The organism is Pseudomonas sp. LB1P83 (genome assembly GCF_054897885.1).
Window position 1 is genome coordinate 1323351 of the sequence record NZ_CM142709.1, and the last position, 14707, is coordinate 1338057.

Annotated in this window: 10 protein-coding genes; 6 read left to right on the top strand and 4 right to left on the bottom strand. The window is 57.4% G+C overall.

All coding sequences use genetic code 11. The features are described 5' to 3' along the window. The first annotated feature begins 265 nt into the window (after positions 1-265). The 5 genes from ACYZTY_RS06030 (at position 266) to ACYZTY_RS06050 (ending at position 10855) form a co-directional block, all read left to right on the top strand. On the top strand, positions 266-8845 hold the full coding sequence (locus ACYZTY_RS06030; RefSeq protein ID WP_461957711.1) for a two-partner secretion domain-containing protein: 8580 nt from the start codon (positions 266-268) through the stop codon (positions 8843-8845). A gap of 4 nt (positions 8846-8849) precedes the next feature. Continuing rightward, entirely contained in the window at positions 8850-9098 is a 249-nt protein-coding gene (locus ACYZTY_RS06035) for a hypothetical protein (RefSeq protein WP_461957712.1), read from the top strand. Positions 9099-9342: 244 nt separating this feature from the next. Beyond that, positions 9343-9657 (top strand): EndoU domain-containing protein, encoded by a 315-nt coding sequence (locus ACYZTY_RS06040; protein ID WP_461957713.1) that lies wholly within the window; start codon positions 9343-9345, stop codon positions 9655-9657. Between the two features lie 14 nt (positions 9658-9671). Next, positions 9672-10082, top strand: a complete 411-nt coding sequence (locus ACYZTY_RS06045) for a hypothetical protein (RefSeq protein ID WP_461957714.1) — start codon at positions 9672-9674, stop codon at positions 10080-10082. A 548-nt stretch (positions 10083-10630) separates the two neighbouring features. Further along, complete coding sequence (locus tag ACYZTY_RS06050; RefSeq protein WP_461957715.1) at positions 10631-10855, top strand: hypothetical protein; 225 nt, start codon at positions 10631-10633, stop codon at positions 10853-10855. A gap of 6 nt (positions 10856-10861) precedes the next feature. Here the strand turns inward: ACYZTY_RS06050 and ACYZTY_RS06055 are convergent, their stop codons facing one another. Beyond that, positions 10862-11596 carry a DUF899 domain-containing protein gene (locus ACYZTY_RS06055; RefSeq protein ID WP_461957716.1) on the bottom strand — a complete coding sequence of 245 codons (735 nt, stop codon included), beginning with the start codon at positions 11594-11596 and terminating at the stop codon, positions 10862-10864. A 178-nt stretch (positions 11597-11774) separates the two neighbouring features. On the opposite strand from ACYZTY_RS06055, the gene ACYZTY_RS06060 reads away from it, so the two are divergent. Further along, positions 11775-12164 (top strand): transcriptional regulator, encoded by a 390-nt coding sequence (locus ACYZTY_RS06060; RefSeq protein WP_461957717.1) that lies wholly within the window; start codon positions 11775-11777, stop codon positions 12162-12164. 140 nt (positions 12165-12304) lie between these two features. On the opposite strand, the gene ACYZTY_RS06065 is transcribed toward ACYZTY_RS06060, so the two are convergent. From ACYZTY_RS06065 to ACYZTY_RS06075, 3 genes are all read right to left on the bottom strand, one after another. Then, a complete protein-coding gene (locus tag ACYZTY_RS06065; RefSeq protein WP_461957718.1) occupies positions 12305-13174 on the bottom strand; it encodes a DUF6279 family lipoprotein in 870 nt (289 codons plus the stop codon). Positions 13175-13251: 77 nt separating this feature from the next. Continuing rightward, a complete protein-coding gene (locus ACYZTY_RS06070) occupies positions 13252-13968 on the bottom strand; it encodes a TorF family putative porin (RefSeq protein ID WP_461957719.1) in 717 nt (238 codons plus the stop codon). Between the two features lie 221 nt (positions 13969-14189). Further along, a complete protein-coding gene (locus ACYZTY_RS06075) occupies positions 14190-14378 on the bottom strand; it encodes a hypothetical protein (protein ID WP_017337097.1) in 189 nt (62 codons plus the stop codon). Between the last annotated feature and the right edge of the window lie 329 nt (positions 14379-14707).

Here is a 14707-nt window from a genome sequence, read left to right on the forward strand (position 1 = left end):
AACACCAATCAACTATTTGACGTCAGAATGATGGCAACTTAATATCGCGCCACCAAAGTGATATCACTTTGCCATTTCGAGGGGTCGAGCTGCCTGTCGCTGAGGGTGGCGAAGGCGCGTTACGCCACGCACTGGACATTCTGATCCAGCCGTCTCCCTGCCCATTTTGTCGTTACCCACGGTCGATGCCTTTTGCACTGGCCTTGGCTGAATTTCGCCTTCGATTTGCTATTTCCCCTTGCCCTGATGCATCGAGATATCTGACATGGACGTTCGCCACTACGCTTTTCTCGCTCGCCAGCCTTCCGCTGCCGTAAAAAACCGCGAGCACTTCTGGGGCATGCCCAAGCGCGGACTAGCGTTCCTGTTGGCCAACGTCATGTTCTGGCAACCGATGTGGGCCCAGGCCGAAGGGATCGTGGTGGCGACGCCGGGGACCAGTCTTGGGCAAGCGGGCAATGGCGTGCCGATCGTCAATATCGCCACGCCCAATGGCACCGGCCTGTCGCATAACCAGTTTCACGATTACAACGTCGGCACCCAGGGCGTCATCCTCAACAACGTCGCCAATCAGACCGGCGCGACGCAGTTGGGCGGCATCATCGTCGGTAACCCCAACCTCACCAACCGGGTCGCGGCGCAAACCATTCTTAACGAAGTGGTCGGCGGCAGCCCGAGTCAGTTGCGCGGGTACACGGAAGTGGCGGGGCAGTCCGCTCGTGTCATCGTCGCCAACCCTTATGGCATCAGCTGCAACGGGTGCGGTTTCATTAACACCCCGCGCGTGACCTTGACCACCGGCAAACCGGTACTGGACAACGGGCGTCTGGATCGCTTTCAGGTCGATCAGGGCAGCATTGCCATCGACGGCGCCGGGCTCAATGCCAACAATGTCGACAGCTTCGAAATCATCACCCGCAGCGCGAAGATCAACGCCGAGATTCAGGCGAAAAACCTGACGATTGTGGCCGGTCGCAACGACGTCAATGCACAGACGCTCAACGCCACCGTACGCGCCGATGATGGCAGCGCCAAACCGCAACTGGCCATCGACTCGTCGGCGCTGGGCGGCATGTACGCCGGGGCGATCAAGCTGGTCGGCACCGAGGCCGGGGTCGGGGTGAAACTCGACGGCAAACTGATCGCCAGCGGTGGCGATATTCAGCTCGATGCCAGCGGCCAATTAAGCTTGGTCGACACCTCGGCGACCAATGGCGCGGTCAATGTCAAAGCCGCGAGCCTGGATGTACGTGGTCCGGTCTATGCGGGCACGGCGCTAAACGTGCAAACCCAAGACAACCTGACCAACCAGCAAACCCTCGCCGCTCGCGACACCATCGCCCTAAGTGCCGGCGGGCAGTTGACCAACAACGGCATCATCGAAGCCGGGGTCAATGCCGATAACAGTCGCAACGCCAACGGCGATGTGAGCCTGAGCGCGCAGAACCTCACCAACACCGGCAAGAGCGTGGTTGCCAGCCGCAACCTGACGGTCAACACCAGCCAGACCCTGGGCAACCAGAACGGCACGCTGAGCGCCGGGCAAACCGCCAATATCACTGCTGCAACCCTGGATAACCAGAACAACGGGCGGGTGTTGAGCAGTGGCAACCTCAATCTCACCGCCAATCAGGTGCTCAACGGCAACGGTCTGATCACCAGTACCGGCCATCTCAGCGCAACCCTTGGCCACCTGAACAATCGCAATGGCGAACTCTCGAGCCTGGCGACCGCGACGTTGCGCATGGCCACGCTGGATAACGTGGCGGGACTGGTGAACGCCGGTCAGGCTTTGAGCATCACCGCCACGGGTTTGGTGAACAACCAGGGCGGCAAACTGACCAGCCTCGACAGCCTGAGCGTCAACGCCGGCAAGGTCGATAACGGCAACAAGGGCCGGATCGCCAGCAACAAGGCCCTGACGGCCACCGTCAGTGGCCTCGACCAACACGATGGCGGGCAACTCACCAGTGGCACGTTGCTGACCCTGGATCTGAATCACGGCGAGCTGAACAACCAGAACGGTTTGATCAACGCCCCGGTGCTGGTGCTGAAAAACCTCGCGCAGGTGGACAACCGCAACGGCGAAATTTCCAGCGCCCAGGCTTTCACGCTGGCGGCCGACAGCCTCGACAACAGCAACGGCAAACTGCTCGGCAATCAAGCGGTGACCCTACGCATACAGCAGGCGCTGACCAACATCAAAGGCCTGATCGCGGCGGCAAGCGTCGATGTACAGGCCGGTAGCCTGAACAACAACGGCGGCACCCTCACCAGTCGTGCCGGCCTCGAACTTCGGGTTAACGGCCAACTCGACAATCAGGACCAAGGGCTGATCAACGCCACTCAAAACCTGAACATCAACGCGGCGAGTTTGAACAACCAGAATGGCGGCTCGTTGCTTGGCAGCGCCATTGCCATCGACTTCAGCGGCGCCATGGGTGACCTGAACAACGCCAACGGCCTGATCACCACCACCGGGCAACTGAGCCTGCGCAACCTGCGGGACTTGAACAACCAGAGTGGTGAAATCTCCAGCAGCCAAAGCTACACGCTGACGGGTCGCCACCTGGACAACAGCGATGGCAAGCTCATCAGTCGTCAGCAACTGGACCTTAGCGCCGCTACCACCACTAACCTCAATGGTCTGATTTCCGGTTGGCAAAGCCTGAGCCTTCTAGGCGGCAGCCTCGACAACCGCAATCACGGCACCTTGTCCAGCCGCAACGGTGACGTGCTGGTGGACCTTACCGGTGCCGTGCGTAACAGCAACGCCGGCGCTCTGGTCAGTAACGGCACGTTGAAGGTCACGGCGGCCAGCCTCGACAACAGCGACAACGGCATTCTTTCCAGTGCCGGTGCGCAAACCTTCGTCATCGCCGGAACACTGAATAACGCCCAAGGTGGTTTGATCGACAGCGGCGCCGCTCTGGATATCCAGGCCAAAGCGCTCGACAACACCAACGCAACGATCAATGCACAACAGGACATCAGTTTCACCGGTACTGACCTGAACAACAGCGCCGGTACCTTGGCCGGTAATGGCGCGATCACCCTCGATCTGCTCGGCACCTTGACCAATACCAGCGGCAAACTGGCGAGCAACGGCCCGCTGGTCATTCAGCGCGCGCAGCAGATCAATAACCAGAACGGCAAATTGATCAGCCAGGGTTTACTGAGCCTGTTGACCGGTGGTCTCGATAACCGCAATGGTGGCACTGTCGCGGCCAACGATCTGTTGACGCTCACGGCCAGTGGTTCCGTGCAGAACAGCGCAGGCGGTCAGATCTTCAGCAGCGTCGCCGGCCTGACACTCAATGCCGCCAGCCTCGACAACGCCAAGGGCTCTCTGCAAAGCGAGGGCGACCTGACGGTAAAAACCCGCGGCGCCATCGACAACCAGAGCGGGCGCATCGTCGCCAAGGGCGGCAACCTCGACATTACCGCCGCCAGCCTCGACAGCCGCGGCGGTGTGCTCTCCAGCCTGCAAGGCGCCTTCAGCAGCCACATCACGGGTGTATTGCGCAACGGCTATGACCTGAACAACAACCGTCAGGTCGGGATCATTCAAGCCCAGAGCCTGGACCTCAAGGCACTGGCCGGCATCGACAACTACGGCGGGCGGATAACCGCGCAAACCGGTGACGCCATCGTCGATACCGGCACCAACGGCAACTTCGACAACCGCAATGGCGGCCTCTACGCCAAGGGGTTGGTCAGCGTCACGGCTAAAGACTTCGACAACAGTGGCGACAACGACGGGCAGATCGGCGGGCAGCAGATCGACCTGAGTCTGCGTGGCGCATTGAACAACCGCCTGGGCATCATCGAAAGCGAAAGCACCCTGACCATTTCCGCCGCCAGCCTCGATAACCAGACCGGTCAACTTCGCGCGCTAGGCGGCAATGGTAAAACCACGTTCGCCATCGGCGGCCTGTTCGATAACCGCAATGGCACCGTGGAATCCGCCAACACCAACCTGGCCCTCACTGCCGGTAGCTTGCAGAACGCCGGCGGCAACGTGCTGCACGTCGGCACCGGTATCTTCGACATCGCCACCGGGCAACTGGGCAGCGCTGGCGGCAACTTTGTCACCCGTGGTGGCCTGACCCTGACCGCCGCCAACTGGACCAACAGCAGCCTGATCCAGGCCGATCGCCTGACCGTCAACATCAACAGCCTCAACCAGACGGCCAGCGGTCAACTGCTGGCCGTCAGCACACTGACCGGCAACGGCGGCAATTGGAACAACGATGGCCTGATCGCGAGTGACGGCACCCTGAGCCTGAATCTGGGTGGCACGTACTCGGGCAATGGTCGGGTCAGCAGCCTGGGAACGCTTGGCCTCAGCGCTGCACAACTGAACCTCACTGCCGCATCGAGCATCGCCGGTGGTGGCAACACCACCATTTCCGTGGGGGGACTGCTCACTAACGCAGGTCGCCTGACCTCGGCGGCCGACCTGACCCTGACGGCCGGTGGCGTAAACAATACCGGCACCGTGGGCGCCGGCAAGAACCTGACGTTGACCACAGGTGTGTTACGCAACGACCGGGGCTTGATCTTCAGTGGCGCAGACATGCAGCTCCTGAGCCCCAGCTTCACTAACAGCTACGGGCAGGTCTACAGCCTGGGCAACACGCTCATCGCCAGGGACAAAAACGGCACCAAGGCTGATCTGCTGGACAACAGGTCTGGAGGGATTGATAGCACCGGCGACCTGACGATCGCCGCCACGACGGTTAACAACGTCATGGATGTGTTGCAGTACACCGAGCATGAGAAAAGTGTCGCGACCATCACTCAGTTGTCATGCACGCTGATTGCCTATGGATGTGACAGCCGTGGCGGTGGCCGCATCAACGGTCTTTGGGAAATTGCAGAAACCGATCGCTTGAAGATCACGCTTCATTCTGAAGCCGCCTCGATCAACAGCGGCGCGGACCTGACGATTAACGCCGGCGAAGTGAACAACACCAGCAGTAGCATGACCGCCGCCGGGGATTTAAAGATCACGGCGTCGACGATCAACAACAAAGGTGTGCAAGAGCAGGACATCGAAACCACCCGACGATTCGTGAGCTGGGTCAACGAAACCGCCTCGGCCATTGGCATGGCTGACCTCTTCACCCAACGAAACAACCCGACACCTTCGGCCACCGTCGAACAGGACATGAGCAACTTTCTGGCCTGGATGGGCGAAACCCTGCCGACCAGCAGCCGCATCATCAACGGCGAGTCTCTGGATGCAATCATCCAGGCAGGTGGAAACGTCACCCTCGATGCCACCCAGAACATCAACAACAGCGTGGTCCGCCCGTTCTATGCCTATGTGGCGGCGGGTCGCACCACAACCGACACCGGCGCGGGCAGTGGTTACTCGACGCCGATCCAGATCAACCAGCAACTCGCCCCCGACCTGGCCCAGCAGCAAGTCAACCCGCTGACGCTCCCCGGCTTCAGCCTGCCCACCAGCCAGAACGGCCTGTTCCGTCTGAGCCAGGAAGGCAGCACCAACCCGACCGCCACCGGCCCGCAAAGCTGGACCCTCACCGGCGCCAGTGTCACCTCGTCCACCAGTACGCCGGTCACTATCAACCGCGTGCAAGGCCTGCCGAACAGCGCCGGCAAATCCCAGCCGCACAAATACCTGATCGAAACCAACCCGGTACTCACCGACCTCAAGCAGTTCATGAGTTCGGACTACCTACTGTCCGGCCTGGGCTACGACCCCGACCAGAGTGCCAAGCGCCTGGGCGACGGTCTCTACGAGCAGAAACTGATCCAGCAAGCCGTGGTCGCCCGCACCGGCCAGCGCTTCATCGACGGCCAGATCTCGGACGAAGCGCTCTACAAGTACCTGATGAACAACGCCATCGCCAGCAAGGACCAGCTCAACCTGAGCCTCGGCGTGACCCTCACTTCACAACAAGTCGCGGCCCTGACCCACGACATCGTCTGGCTCGAAGAACACGAAGTGAACGGCGAAAAAGTCCTGGTGCCGGTGCTGTACCTGGCCAACGCCAACAATCGCCTGGCGGCCAACGGCGCGCTGATCCAGGGCAGCGACGTGACCCTCATCGCCGGCAAAGACCTGAACAACGCCGGCACCCTGCGCGCCAGCCAGAACCTTGATGCGACGGCCAAGAATGATCTGGTCAGCAGCGGGTTGCTGGAGGCGGGGGATCAGTTGAAGGTGCTCGCCACTAATAACCTGACCAACAAGGCGGGGGGCATCATTGCCGGGCGGGACGTGACGCTCACGACCACGAACGGCGATGTGATCAACGAACGCACGGTGACCTCCCACGACAGCAGCGTCGGCGACTACAGCCACGCACGAGACTTCGTGGACAACGCCGCACGGATCGAAGCCGCCAACAAACTGGTGATCAACTCCGGTCGCGATGTGATCAACACCGGTGGTGTGTTGAAAAGCGGTGGCAACATGGACATCGATGCCAAGCGCGACGTCACCATCACCTCCGTGGAGGAGCGCAAGTCCGAAAGCCGTACCAACTTCCTCGACTCAACCCTCACCCAGCATGGCTCCAGCGTCAGTGCGGGCGGTGGCCTGACAGTCAATTCCGGCGGCGACGTGACCGTGGTGGCGAGCAAGCTCGACGCCAAGGGCGACGTGACGATGGACGCCAAAGGCGACCTGCTGTTCGCCACTGCCGCCGACGAACAACACAGCTACTTCAAGGACAAAAAAGAAACCCGACAGGAAGACCACGTCAGCCAGGTCGGCACCACACTGGAGGCCGGCGGCAAACTCACGCTCAAGTCCGGCAAGGACATGACCCTGATCGCCAGCGACATCAGCGCCGGCAAAGAAGCCTACCTGCACGCCGACGGCGACCTGCAACTGCTGGCTGCGCAAAACAGCGACTATTCGCTGTACGACATGAAAAAAAGCGGTGGTTGGGGCAGTGAAAAGACCCAGCGCGATGAGGTGACGCAGATCACCCATATTGGTATGCAGATCAAGTCCGGTGGTGACCTGACGCTGTCCAGCGGTGGGGATCAGCGGTATCAGGTGGCGAAGCTCAACAGTGATCGGGACATCATCCTCGACAGCGGTGGAAACATTACGTTTGAAGGGGTGAAGGACCTTCACGACGAGAGCCATACCAAAAGCGATGGAGACTTGGCCTGGTTCGAAGCCAAAGGTTCGGGCTCCACGGATGAAACCCTTCGTCAGAGCCAACTCGTCGCCCAGGGACGACTGGTGATCAAAGCGGCTGGCCAGATCAGCATCGACATCAAACAAGTCGATCAGCAAAGCGTCAGTCAATCCATTGATGCGATGGTCAAGGCCGATCCGCAACTGGCCTGGTTGAAGCAAGCCGAAGCACGCGGCGACATCGACTGGCGTCAGGTGAAGGAGATTCACGAGAGCTTCAAGTACGACAATTCAGGGCTCGGGGCGGGGGCAAAAATCGCCATCGCCATCCTGATGTCTTTCATCATGGGCCCGGCAGGATTGGGCTTGGTGGGGGCTACTGCCGGGGGCGCCGTTGCCACGAGTCTGGCGACCACTGCTGTTACCAGCACCATCAGCAACAAAGGCAATCTGGGCGCTGCGTTCAAGGAAACATTCAGTGCTGACAGCCTCAAAGGCGCCGCCATTGCCGGGTTCACCGCTGGGATACTCAATTATGCGGACCAGAACTGGTTTGCCTCTGCAGCTGGAGGTAGCAACTCAGCAAATATCCTCACCAGCACCAACTTCACCGACATTGCGACACGGGTAGCTGGCCGTGCGGTGATCTCCAGCAGCATCTCAACCGCGATTGGTGGCGGCAGTTTTGGCGACAACCTCGGTGCGGCACTGTTGGGGGAGGCTGGCAATGTGGCCATGGCTACCGGGTTTGACTGGATTGGCGACACCATCAAGTTCCCAGAAGGCAGCCTCGAGAAAGTCGTTGCTCATGCGTTGATGGGCGGCCTGTTATCGCAGGCGCTGGGGGGCGATTTTGCCACCGGCGCAGCGGCGGCAGGGCTTAACGAAGTGATGATGAATCAGCTGATCAGCCTTGCGGATGGCAACGACCAGTTGCACGTAATGATGTCGCAGTTAACCGGGCTTGTGGCCGCTGCGGCGGTAGATGGGGATCTTCAGCAGGGAGCCAGCATTGCGGGGAATGCCACGACTTACAACTATCTCTATCACCGCGAGGTGAAAGAAATGCTGGCGGAAATGGACAGCAAGGAGACCGAGGAAGAGAAGCGAGCGGTTAGAGATCGATACGCCGCCCTCGACAGCCAACGAGAGGCGGAGCGTGAAGAACTTTGCACGCGATCCCCCAAAATCTGTCAAACAATTGCACATGGTCTGGTGGATGACGATCAGAAACTGACTGCACTGATTGAGCAGCTGAGAAGCGAAGGTAAGGGAGGATCAGCTCACTTAGTAGCTCATATACAGGAAGGAAATTTAAGCTCTGCAGGGGCCATGGCTGCAGATGTGAGTTCTTCGAACGGTAGTGTCCTGACTAGGATTGCTGCAGATTTTGTAAGAATGGGCGTCGGAATTATTCCTGGTCTAGGAGCTGGAAAGGGAACGACAACACCGAAGGAGATTGGAACCATTACGACAAGAACAACGAAAAATGAAACCCGTCTAGGTGGTCAACCAGGAGAGCCTGGTGTAAAAATAGTGTTCAAGGACGGCACCGAGTTTGATATGACGCGAACTAGAGTTAAGGAAACCGAGAGTAATCCTTACGTTCCAGGTCGCACTAGACCAGTAAAATTTGAAGACGCTGTGAATAAACAAGGTGATAAGCGAGCTCCGACCAGAGCGGAGCTGGAATGGTTTGATAGTATTAAATGGGACTGATGAGATGATTGACTCAAAAACTGGTGAGCGAATTTTGGTCCAGCTGGATGAGGTTTATGGTCCCTATATTCGCGTGTCAACATTTCAAGATGGTGGCGCACTGGAAGAAGTTTTGGATGAGATTTATTATGTGCTTTATTGGAAGGGAGCACCTGAGGATCTCAAGGATTTTGGCGGTAATGAATACTATTTTGGTGGTGCTGCTGATCCGGTAAAGTTGCAAGTTATTCTGGATGCTATTGAATTTGACTGATGGAGGATAAGTGGAAGAAAAGGGGGGCGAATTTATTTATTACTTGGTCGGTTTGGTGAGTAAATAAATTTGTCCCCTTTTCTGTTGCGGCTGGATCGCCAAACTCAACGAAGCGGCCAACAGCGGGATAAACGGGGACAGACCACGTTTATTCTGAGAGTGGGACAGTGCTTCTTCGATTAAACGTGGTCTGTCCCTGATTTCCGATGATAGGGATGGCAATCCGACGGGGGCGCATACATTATTGAATGGCGATGTAAGAATTGTTCCCGGATCACAGTCGGCTCCTGACGCATCTGGTGTATATCGGGCCACTGTTCAGGTTCCGGACCCAAAAAACCCAGGTCAGTGGCTGACCAAAAGGACTAACAATTCGATAAATACGATGTTCCCTGCCTCTTGGACTAAAGCACAATTGATAGATGAAATTGATGGCGCTTGGAATAGTCCTAGGAAAGTAGTAAATGGGAGCCGCTGGACTTCCTGGACGCCTTCCGGTGTTAAAGTAACCGGGTACACTTCCCCAAGAGCAACCGTTTACCCACTCTACAAACCTTAAAGCAGGAGAGAGAAATGGAACTGAAGTTTTGCCATATTTACGCGGGGTATGACGCTGTTTTAGGGCATTTGTATTGCCGGGGTGCGACGGTTTCTTCGGGAGAAAATGCCCCGCGCTATGAGCTCTATATATGCTCTGTGCTAGACGCTATTGCCCAGATCCCACAAGATTGCGATCGATTACTTGGTTATATTGCATCTATCGAAAACGGTTCGGAACAGTCTGTCGAAACTGGCGGGAACGATGTTGCACTGACTATGGACGCTTCAGGTGTGCAAGTCGACATCCGCGTCAACGACGATTGGAATGGACAGCCCGAGGGCAAATTTACCCTAGAGGAGTGGCGAATCGTTCTAGAGCAGTGGAGGTATTTTCTGGGATTGCCTGAGTCGGAAGAGTCAGTAGTTACATTTAAACTGCCGTAAGAAAAACGAGCAACGCAAACAGGGGGCGGAACCTGAGGGGGCCCCAAATTTTAAGGATGCCCATGGAACTTAAGTTTTATCACGTCGCCGGGGGAACCTACTCCAATGCACGACAAGTTTTCATGCTACGGCCGAGGTGTTTTCTGAGCAGGACGATGCGCAGCGCTATAGCCTGTACTTCTGCAGCGTCCTAGGTGCAATCGCGCAGATTCCGCAGAATTGTGACCGATTGCTGGAGGCCATCGCATTAGTCGAAGAGGGCGCTCATGCATCAACGAGCATGCTCTTGTTGGTCGCGTGCAGTTCGAAGACCTTGTAGAAAAGGGGACGGATTTATTTGTTTGCCATTGGTGCAATGACTAGAAAATAAATCTTCCCCCTATCCAGTGCCTACTCAGTGAAGCTGCCCCTTTTTTGCGCACCTCTATGCCCAAGGATCGGACATGTTTCCAAAATTGGTATTGATGTTGCTGGCCCTCTCGCTATCAGCTTGCGGACCTTCTCGTTCAGCATGGATCGATAGCGCCAACAGCCTGGTGGGGAAGCCAATGCCCAACATCGAAAACGGCCCTTGCGATGATCGCTGTCGGCTCATGTTGTGGTCCCCGAACAATCACGAACACCGCTATGAGCGAGTGGTCGAGGGCGACGGCAATCGCTACTACTTCAACTGGTTGTTCGATTGCAGCTACTCGGTGTACACCACGGCCGATGGCGTGATCCGGTCGTGGCGATTCGAGACTCTGAGACCTGAAAGTTGTTATGTGTTTTAGCGCGAACTATCCCCCATGGCAGCAACTCGACGACGTCTTGTCTTCGTATTTGTCATGGTGCTTCACCCATTCCATGATCTGCTCTTCATTGCGCCCCTTGGGCATGAGGTCGAGGTAGTTATAGGCCCCGACCAACATGTCCAGGCCTCGGGCATAGGTGGAATAGGTGTGAAAGATTTCTCCCGCTTCATTGCGATAAAACACGCTGAGGCCGGGAAGTTCTTCTTCGGCGCCGTCGGATTTTTCGTAGTTGTAGGTGGCTTTACCGGCAGCGACGTCTTCGGCTCGGGCGGTGACGCCAAAGTCGTAGTTGAAATCGCAGCCTTCTGACGACACCCAATCGAATTTCCAGCCCATGCGCCGTTTGAAGGCCTGGAATTCGGCAAACGGTGCGTGGGAAACCGCCACCACGGCCACGTCATGGTGAGCCAGGTGCTGGTTGGCGCCGTCGATGTGGTCGGACAGGAACGAGCAGCCGGGGCAGCCTTCGTCCCATCCGGCGGCGAACATGAAGTGGTAGATAACCAATTGGCTGCGGCCGCCGAACAGGTCGGCGAGTTTGAGTTCGCCGTGGGGGCCTTGGAAGTGGTAGTCCTTGTCGATTTTCACCCAGGGCAGGGCGCGGCGTTCGGCGCTGAGTTTGTCCCGTTCTTTGGTGAAGGCTTTTTCGTGGGCCAGGTGTTGTTTGCGGGCGGCGAGCCATTCTTCGCGGGACACGACAGGATGATTCTGAACGTTCATCAGTTGTTCTCCTTCGCAATGCTGGGAGGTGACTTACACAGCCTAGTCGTTTGACCTGCGCCCAATTCGACATACCGCCGGTCGGTGGCCGCGAAAACATCGGCTGAACGGCTGCGCGCGGTGCCGGTCACAACTTAAGAAGGCCATCTCACTCACAGGCTTTGGAGGTTGAATCAGGATGACAACTTACAACTGGGATTTGATTGAACGCTTGCTGCACGAAGTGCAAAACGGTGAGGCCAGTTATACGCCGAGAGCGTATGCCGAACGGTATGCGGCGGAGAAAGCGTCGAAAGGGGAAGTGACTGAAAACCTGGATCACCTGAAAGCGGTGGCCGGCGAGTACGAAAAATTACTGCTGGCGCGCGGTTACATTGAGCCTCGGCCCGAAGAGCAGGGCGGCACCGGCTCCAATTACAATTTGACGCCGCGAGGTTCGAGTTTGTTGAGCCTGATCGACAGCAGCATTCCGGGTAATGATCATCCGCGCCAGGTGTTGGATGAGCAGGAAGATGCGCTGGATGAGGTGACGTTTGATGAGGTGGCATCGAAGGCGCAGATTGCCTGAAGACCACCGATAACTAATGTGGGAGTGACGGTGCAACGATTCGACCTGCTCGCGATTGCGGAGTGTCAGTAGACATCGTCGTTGTCTGATACTCCGCAATCGCGAGCAGGCTCACTCCCACATTTTGATTTGTGTTGGGCTTAGCCTTTCTGTGCAGCTCTCAGGCATTTCAAATCGTTGAAGTCCTTGCGCACCCCTTCAATCTTTTTCAACAGCCGCTGACGCTGAGCTGGCGTACTCTCAGCCATCAAATCCACAAACAAGCTTCGTGCCTGCGCTTCTGTGTTGGCAAAAGCCTGACGGTACGCCGGCGTCCATAAACTCTCGCGATTCACCAGAAGCGTCTCGATGCGTTGTGGGAATTGCGGACTCTGGCGCTGCGCAACCGCCGCACTGAACTGCTTCTGCCAATGGACACGGTTGGCGATCCATTCCGTGTTCTGGTCACCCAAAGCGTTCGACCAGGTGACCACCCGTTGTTGCTGGGTCGGGCTGAGCGGACCCAGCCAGTCATTCAAGCGTTTTTCCATGCGCTCGGCGCGCTGTTTGATCTGCTGATCAAGAGACGGTTTAACGTAATCCTCCTGGCGTTTGCGTTGGTCCTTGGCGAAAGCGTCGTTCATCTCCGCGACTTGCTTGTCATCCAGTCCCTGTAATAATTCGATGGCCGAGGGGGTGATTTCCCGGGCGGTCTGGGCGATGGCGGCTTTGGCTTCCTGAGTGCGGGTTTGCAGCGCGGCGTCGGTGACCTGATTGGTCTCGACCATGACCTGCAAGCGGTCCAGCCAGTCGAGGTAGCCCGGCAATTGCGTGGTGCAGTGCCAGCTCAAGTGTTCCTTGAGGCGCTCGTTGAACCAGCCTTTTTGTTCGCCGTTCATGTCCAGGTAGTCGCTGAGCGTCCACGGAATGATCACGTCAAGGTTGCGGTAGGCCAGGCCCACGCGGCTGCACGCGCCAAGGGCGAGACTGAGGGTGATGATGACGGCGAGATACTTCAACCAGCGCGACATGGGCGAGTCCTTGCGAAGGCCTGGCTTCTTGAGTGGATTCTTATGTGAACGCAGAATGTGCCCGGCAGTTCAGCCGATCAATAGAAGGCGCGCTCGGCCTTGAGGGTGACCAGCCCGTCGCATTGGGTGTTGTGCCCGGAATAGGCGGAGCAGTCGCTGCCGCTGAGGCTTGAGTCGCTGTAGATCAGGTCCAGGTCGACGCCCATGAACGGCCGGGAAAGTTGCACGGACCAATCGGTGAAACTGCCGATGTACCCACCGTCGACGGACGCCGGCGTGTTGAGCTGGTGGGTGGTGTATTTCATGCTGATCCCGATGCCGAACGGCTGATTGCCGCCCAGGTCGGCGAAGACGGTGCTGTTCTGTTTGTCCGGGTCGTTGCTGAACGCGGCGCCGAAACGGCTGCCGAGAAAAGTCAGGCCACCGAACAGCTCCTGGCTGTCGAGGGTGTCCACTTTCGGATAGCTGTAACGGATCATGCCGACTTCGTACCCGAGGGTATTGTCGAAAGGCTGTTTAAAGCCCAAGTAGGAGTCGACTTCCAGTTTGGCCCCCGGCGTCAAACCCATGCTCGGTGCCCATTGCCCTACGTAAAAACCGCTGTCGTGGCTCAGGTCGAGACCACCGTGGAATGAGCCGGTGCTGGAAGGTTTGACCAGCCCCTGGGCCATGCTGCGGCTGGGGGTGGTGCCGAGTTTGAGATCGAAGACGCCCAATTCACGCTGAAAGACTTGCGCGTTGGCGACCGAACACGACAGCAGGGTGCCGAGCAATAAACAGGAGGGTTTGAGCATGCGTCACTCCATGACAGCGGGGAGCAGGAACGAAAACCTACTGAAACGCTTGATCTAGACGTGTGCAAGCATACCGGCGAATGATCGGCATTGACGGCCGTTCGTCGATTTTTGAAATATGGGTGTGTTTGGCGGGGTGTTGCGAGGAGGGTTCCAGTCCAAGCGCTTCGAAGCTCAAAGCGCTTACGGACCAGGTGACGCGGCAGATATTTGGGGGAGTGTTACTTCTTGCCCAAAGTGATCTGCTTGGACGGGCCGAACGTCTGGCCGCTGACGCCTTTGGCAATTTGCTGGATCTCGCCGCCGGACTTGAGGAACGCAGCAATCTGGTTGTTGATCGATTCGCTGGTTTCAACGGCTGGAGCTGGCTTTGCTTTGCTGTTGGATGCTTTTACACGCATGGCGGCCATTAACCTGTAGAAAATTAACTTGGCCAGGCATCGTACAGGAAATACTTGACAATTGCTTGGCAAATATCCCCTCAAAATACACATCGTAGGGGCGTAATGACTCACAAGTTAATATTGGAAATACGCCCCTAAGCTGCTGTTTTAACTAAGAACGACGGTGGAAACGTATGAAATTCTGATGGGCTGGCAGGAGTGAAATCCCCCGTTCGGCCTGACGAGCGGCCAAAGACCTGAGGCAGAACCCAGGAAAATGAAGGCCTTCAGAAGAATTTCTGCTGTCACCGGGCCGGCCACAGAAACGCCGCCCGGAAAAACGGGTAGAATGCCGC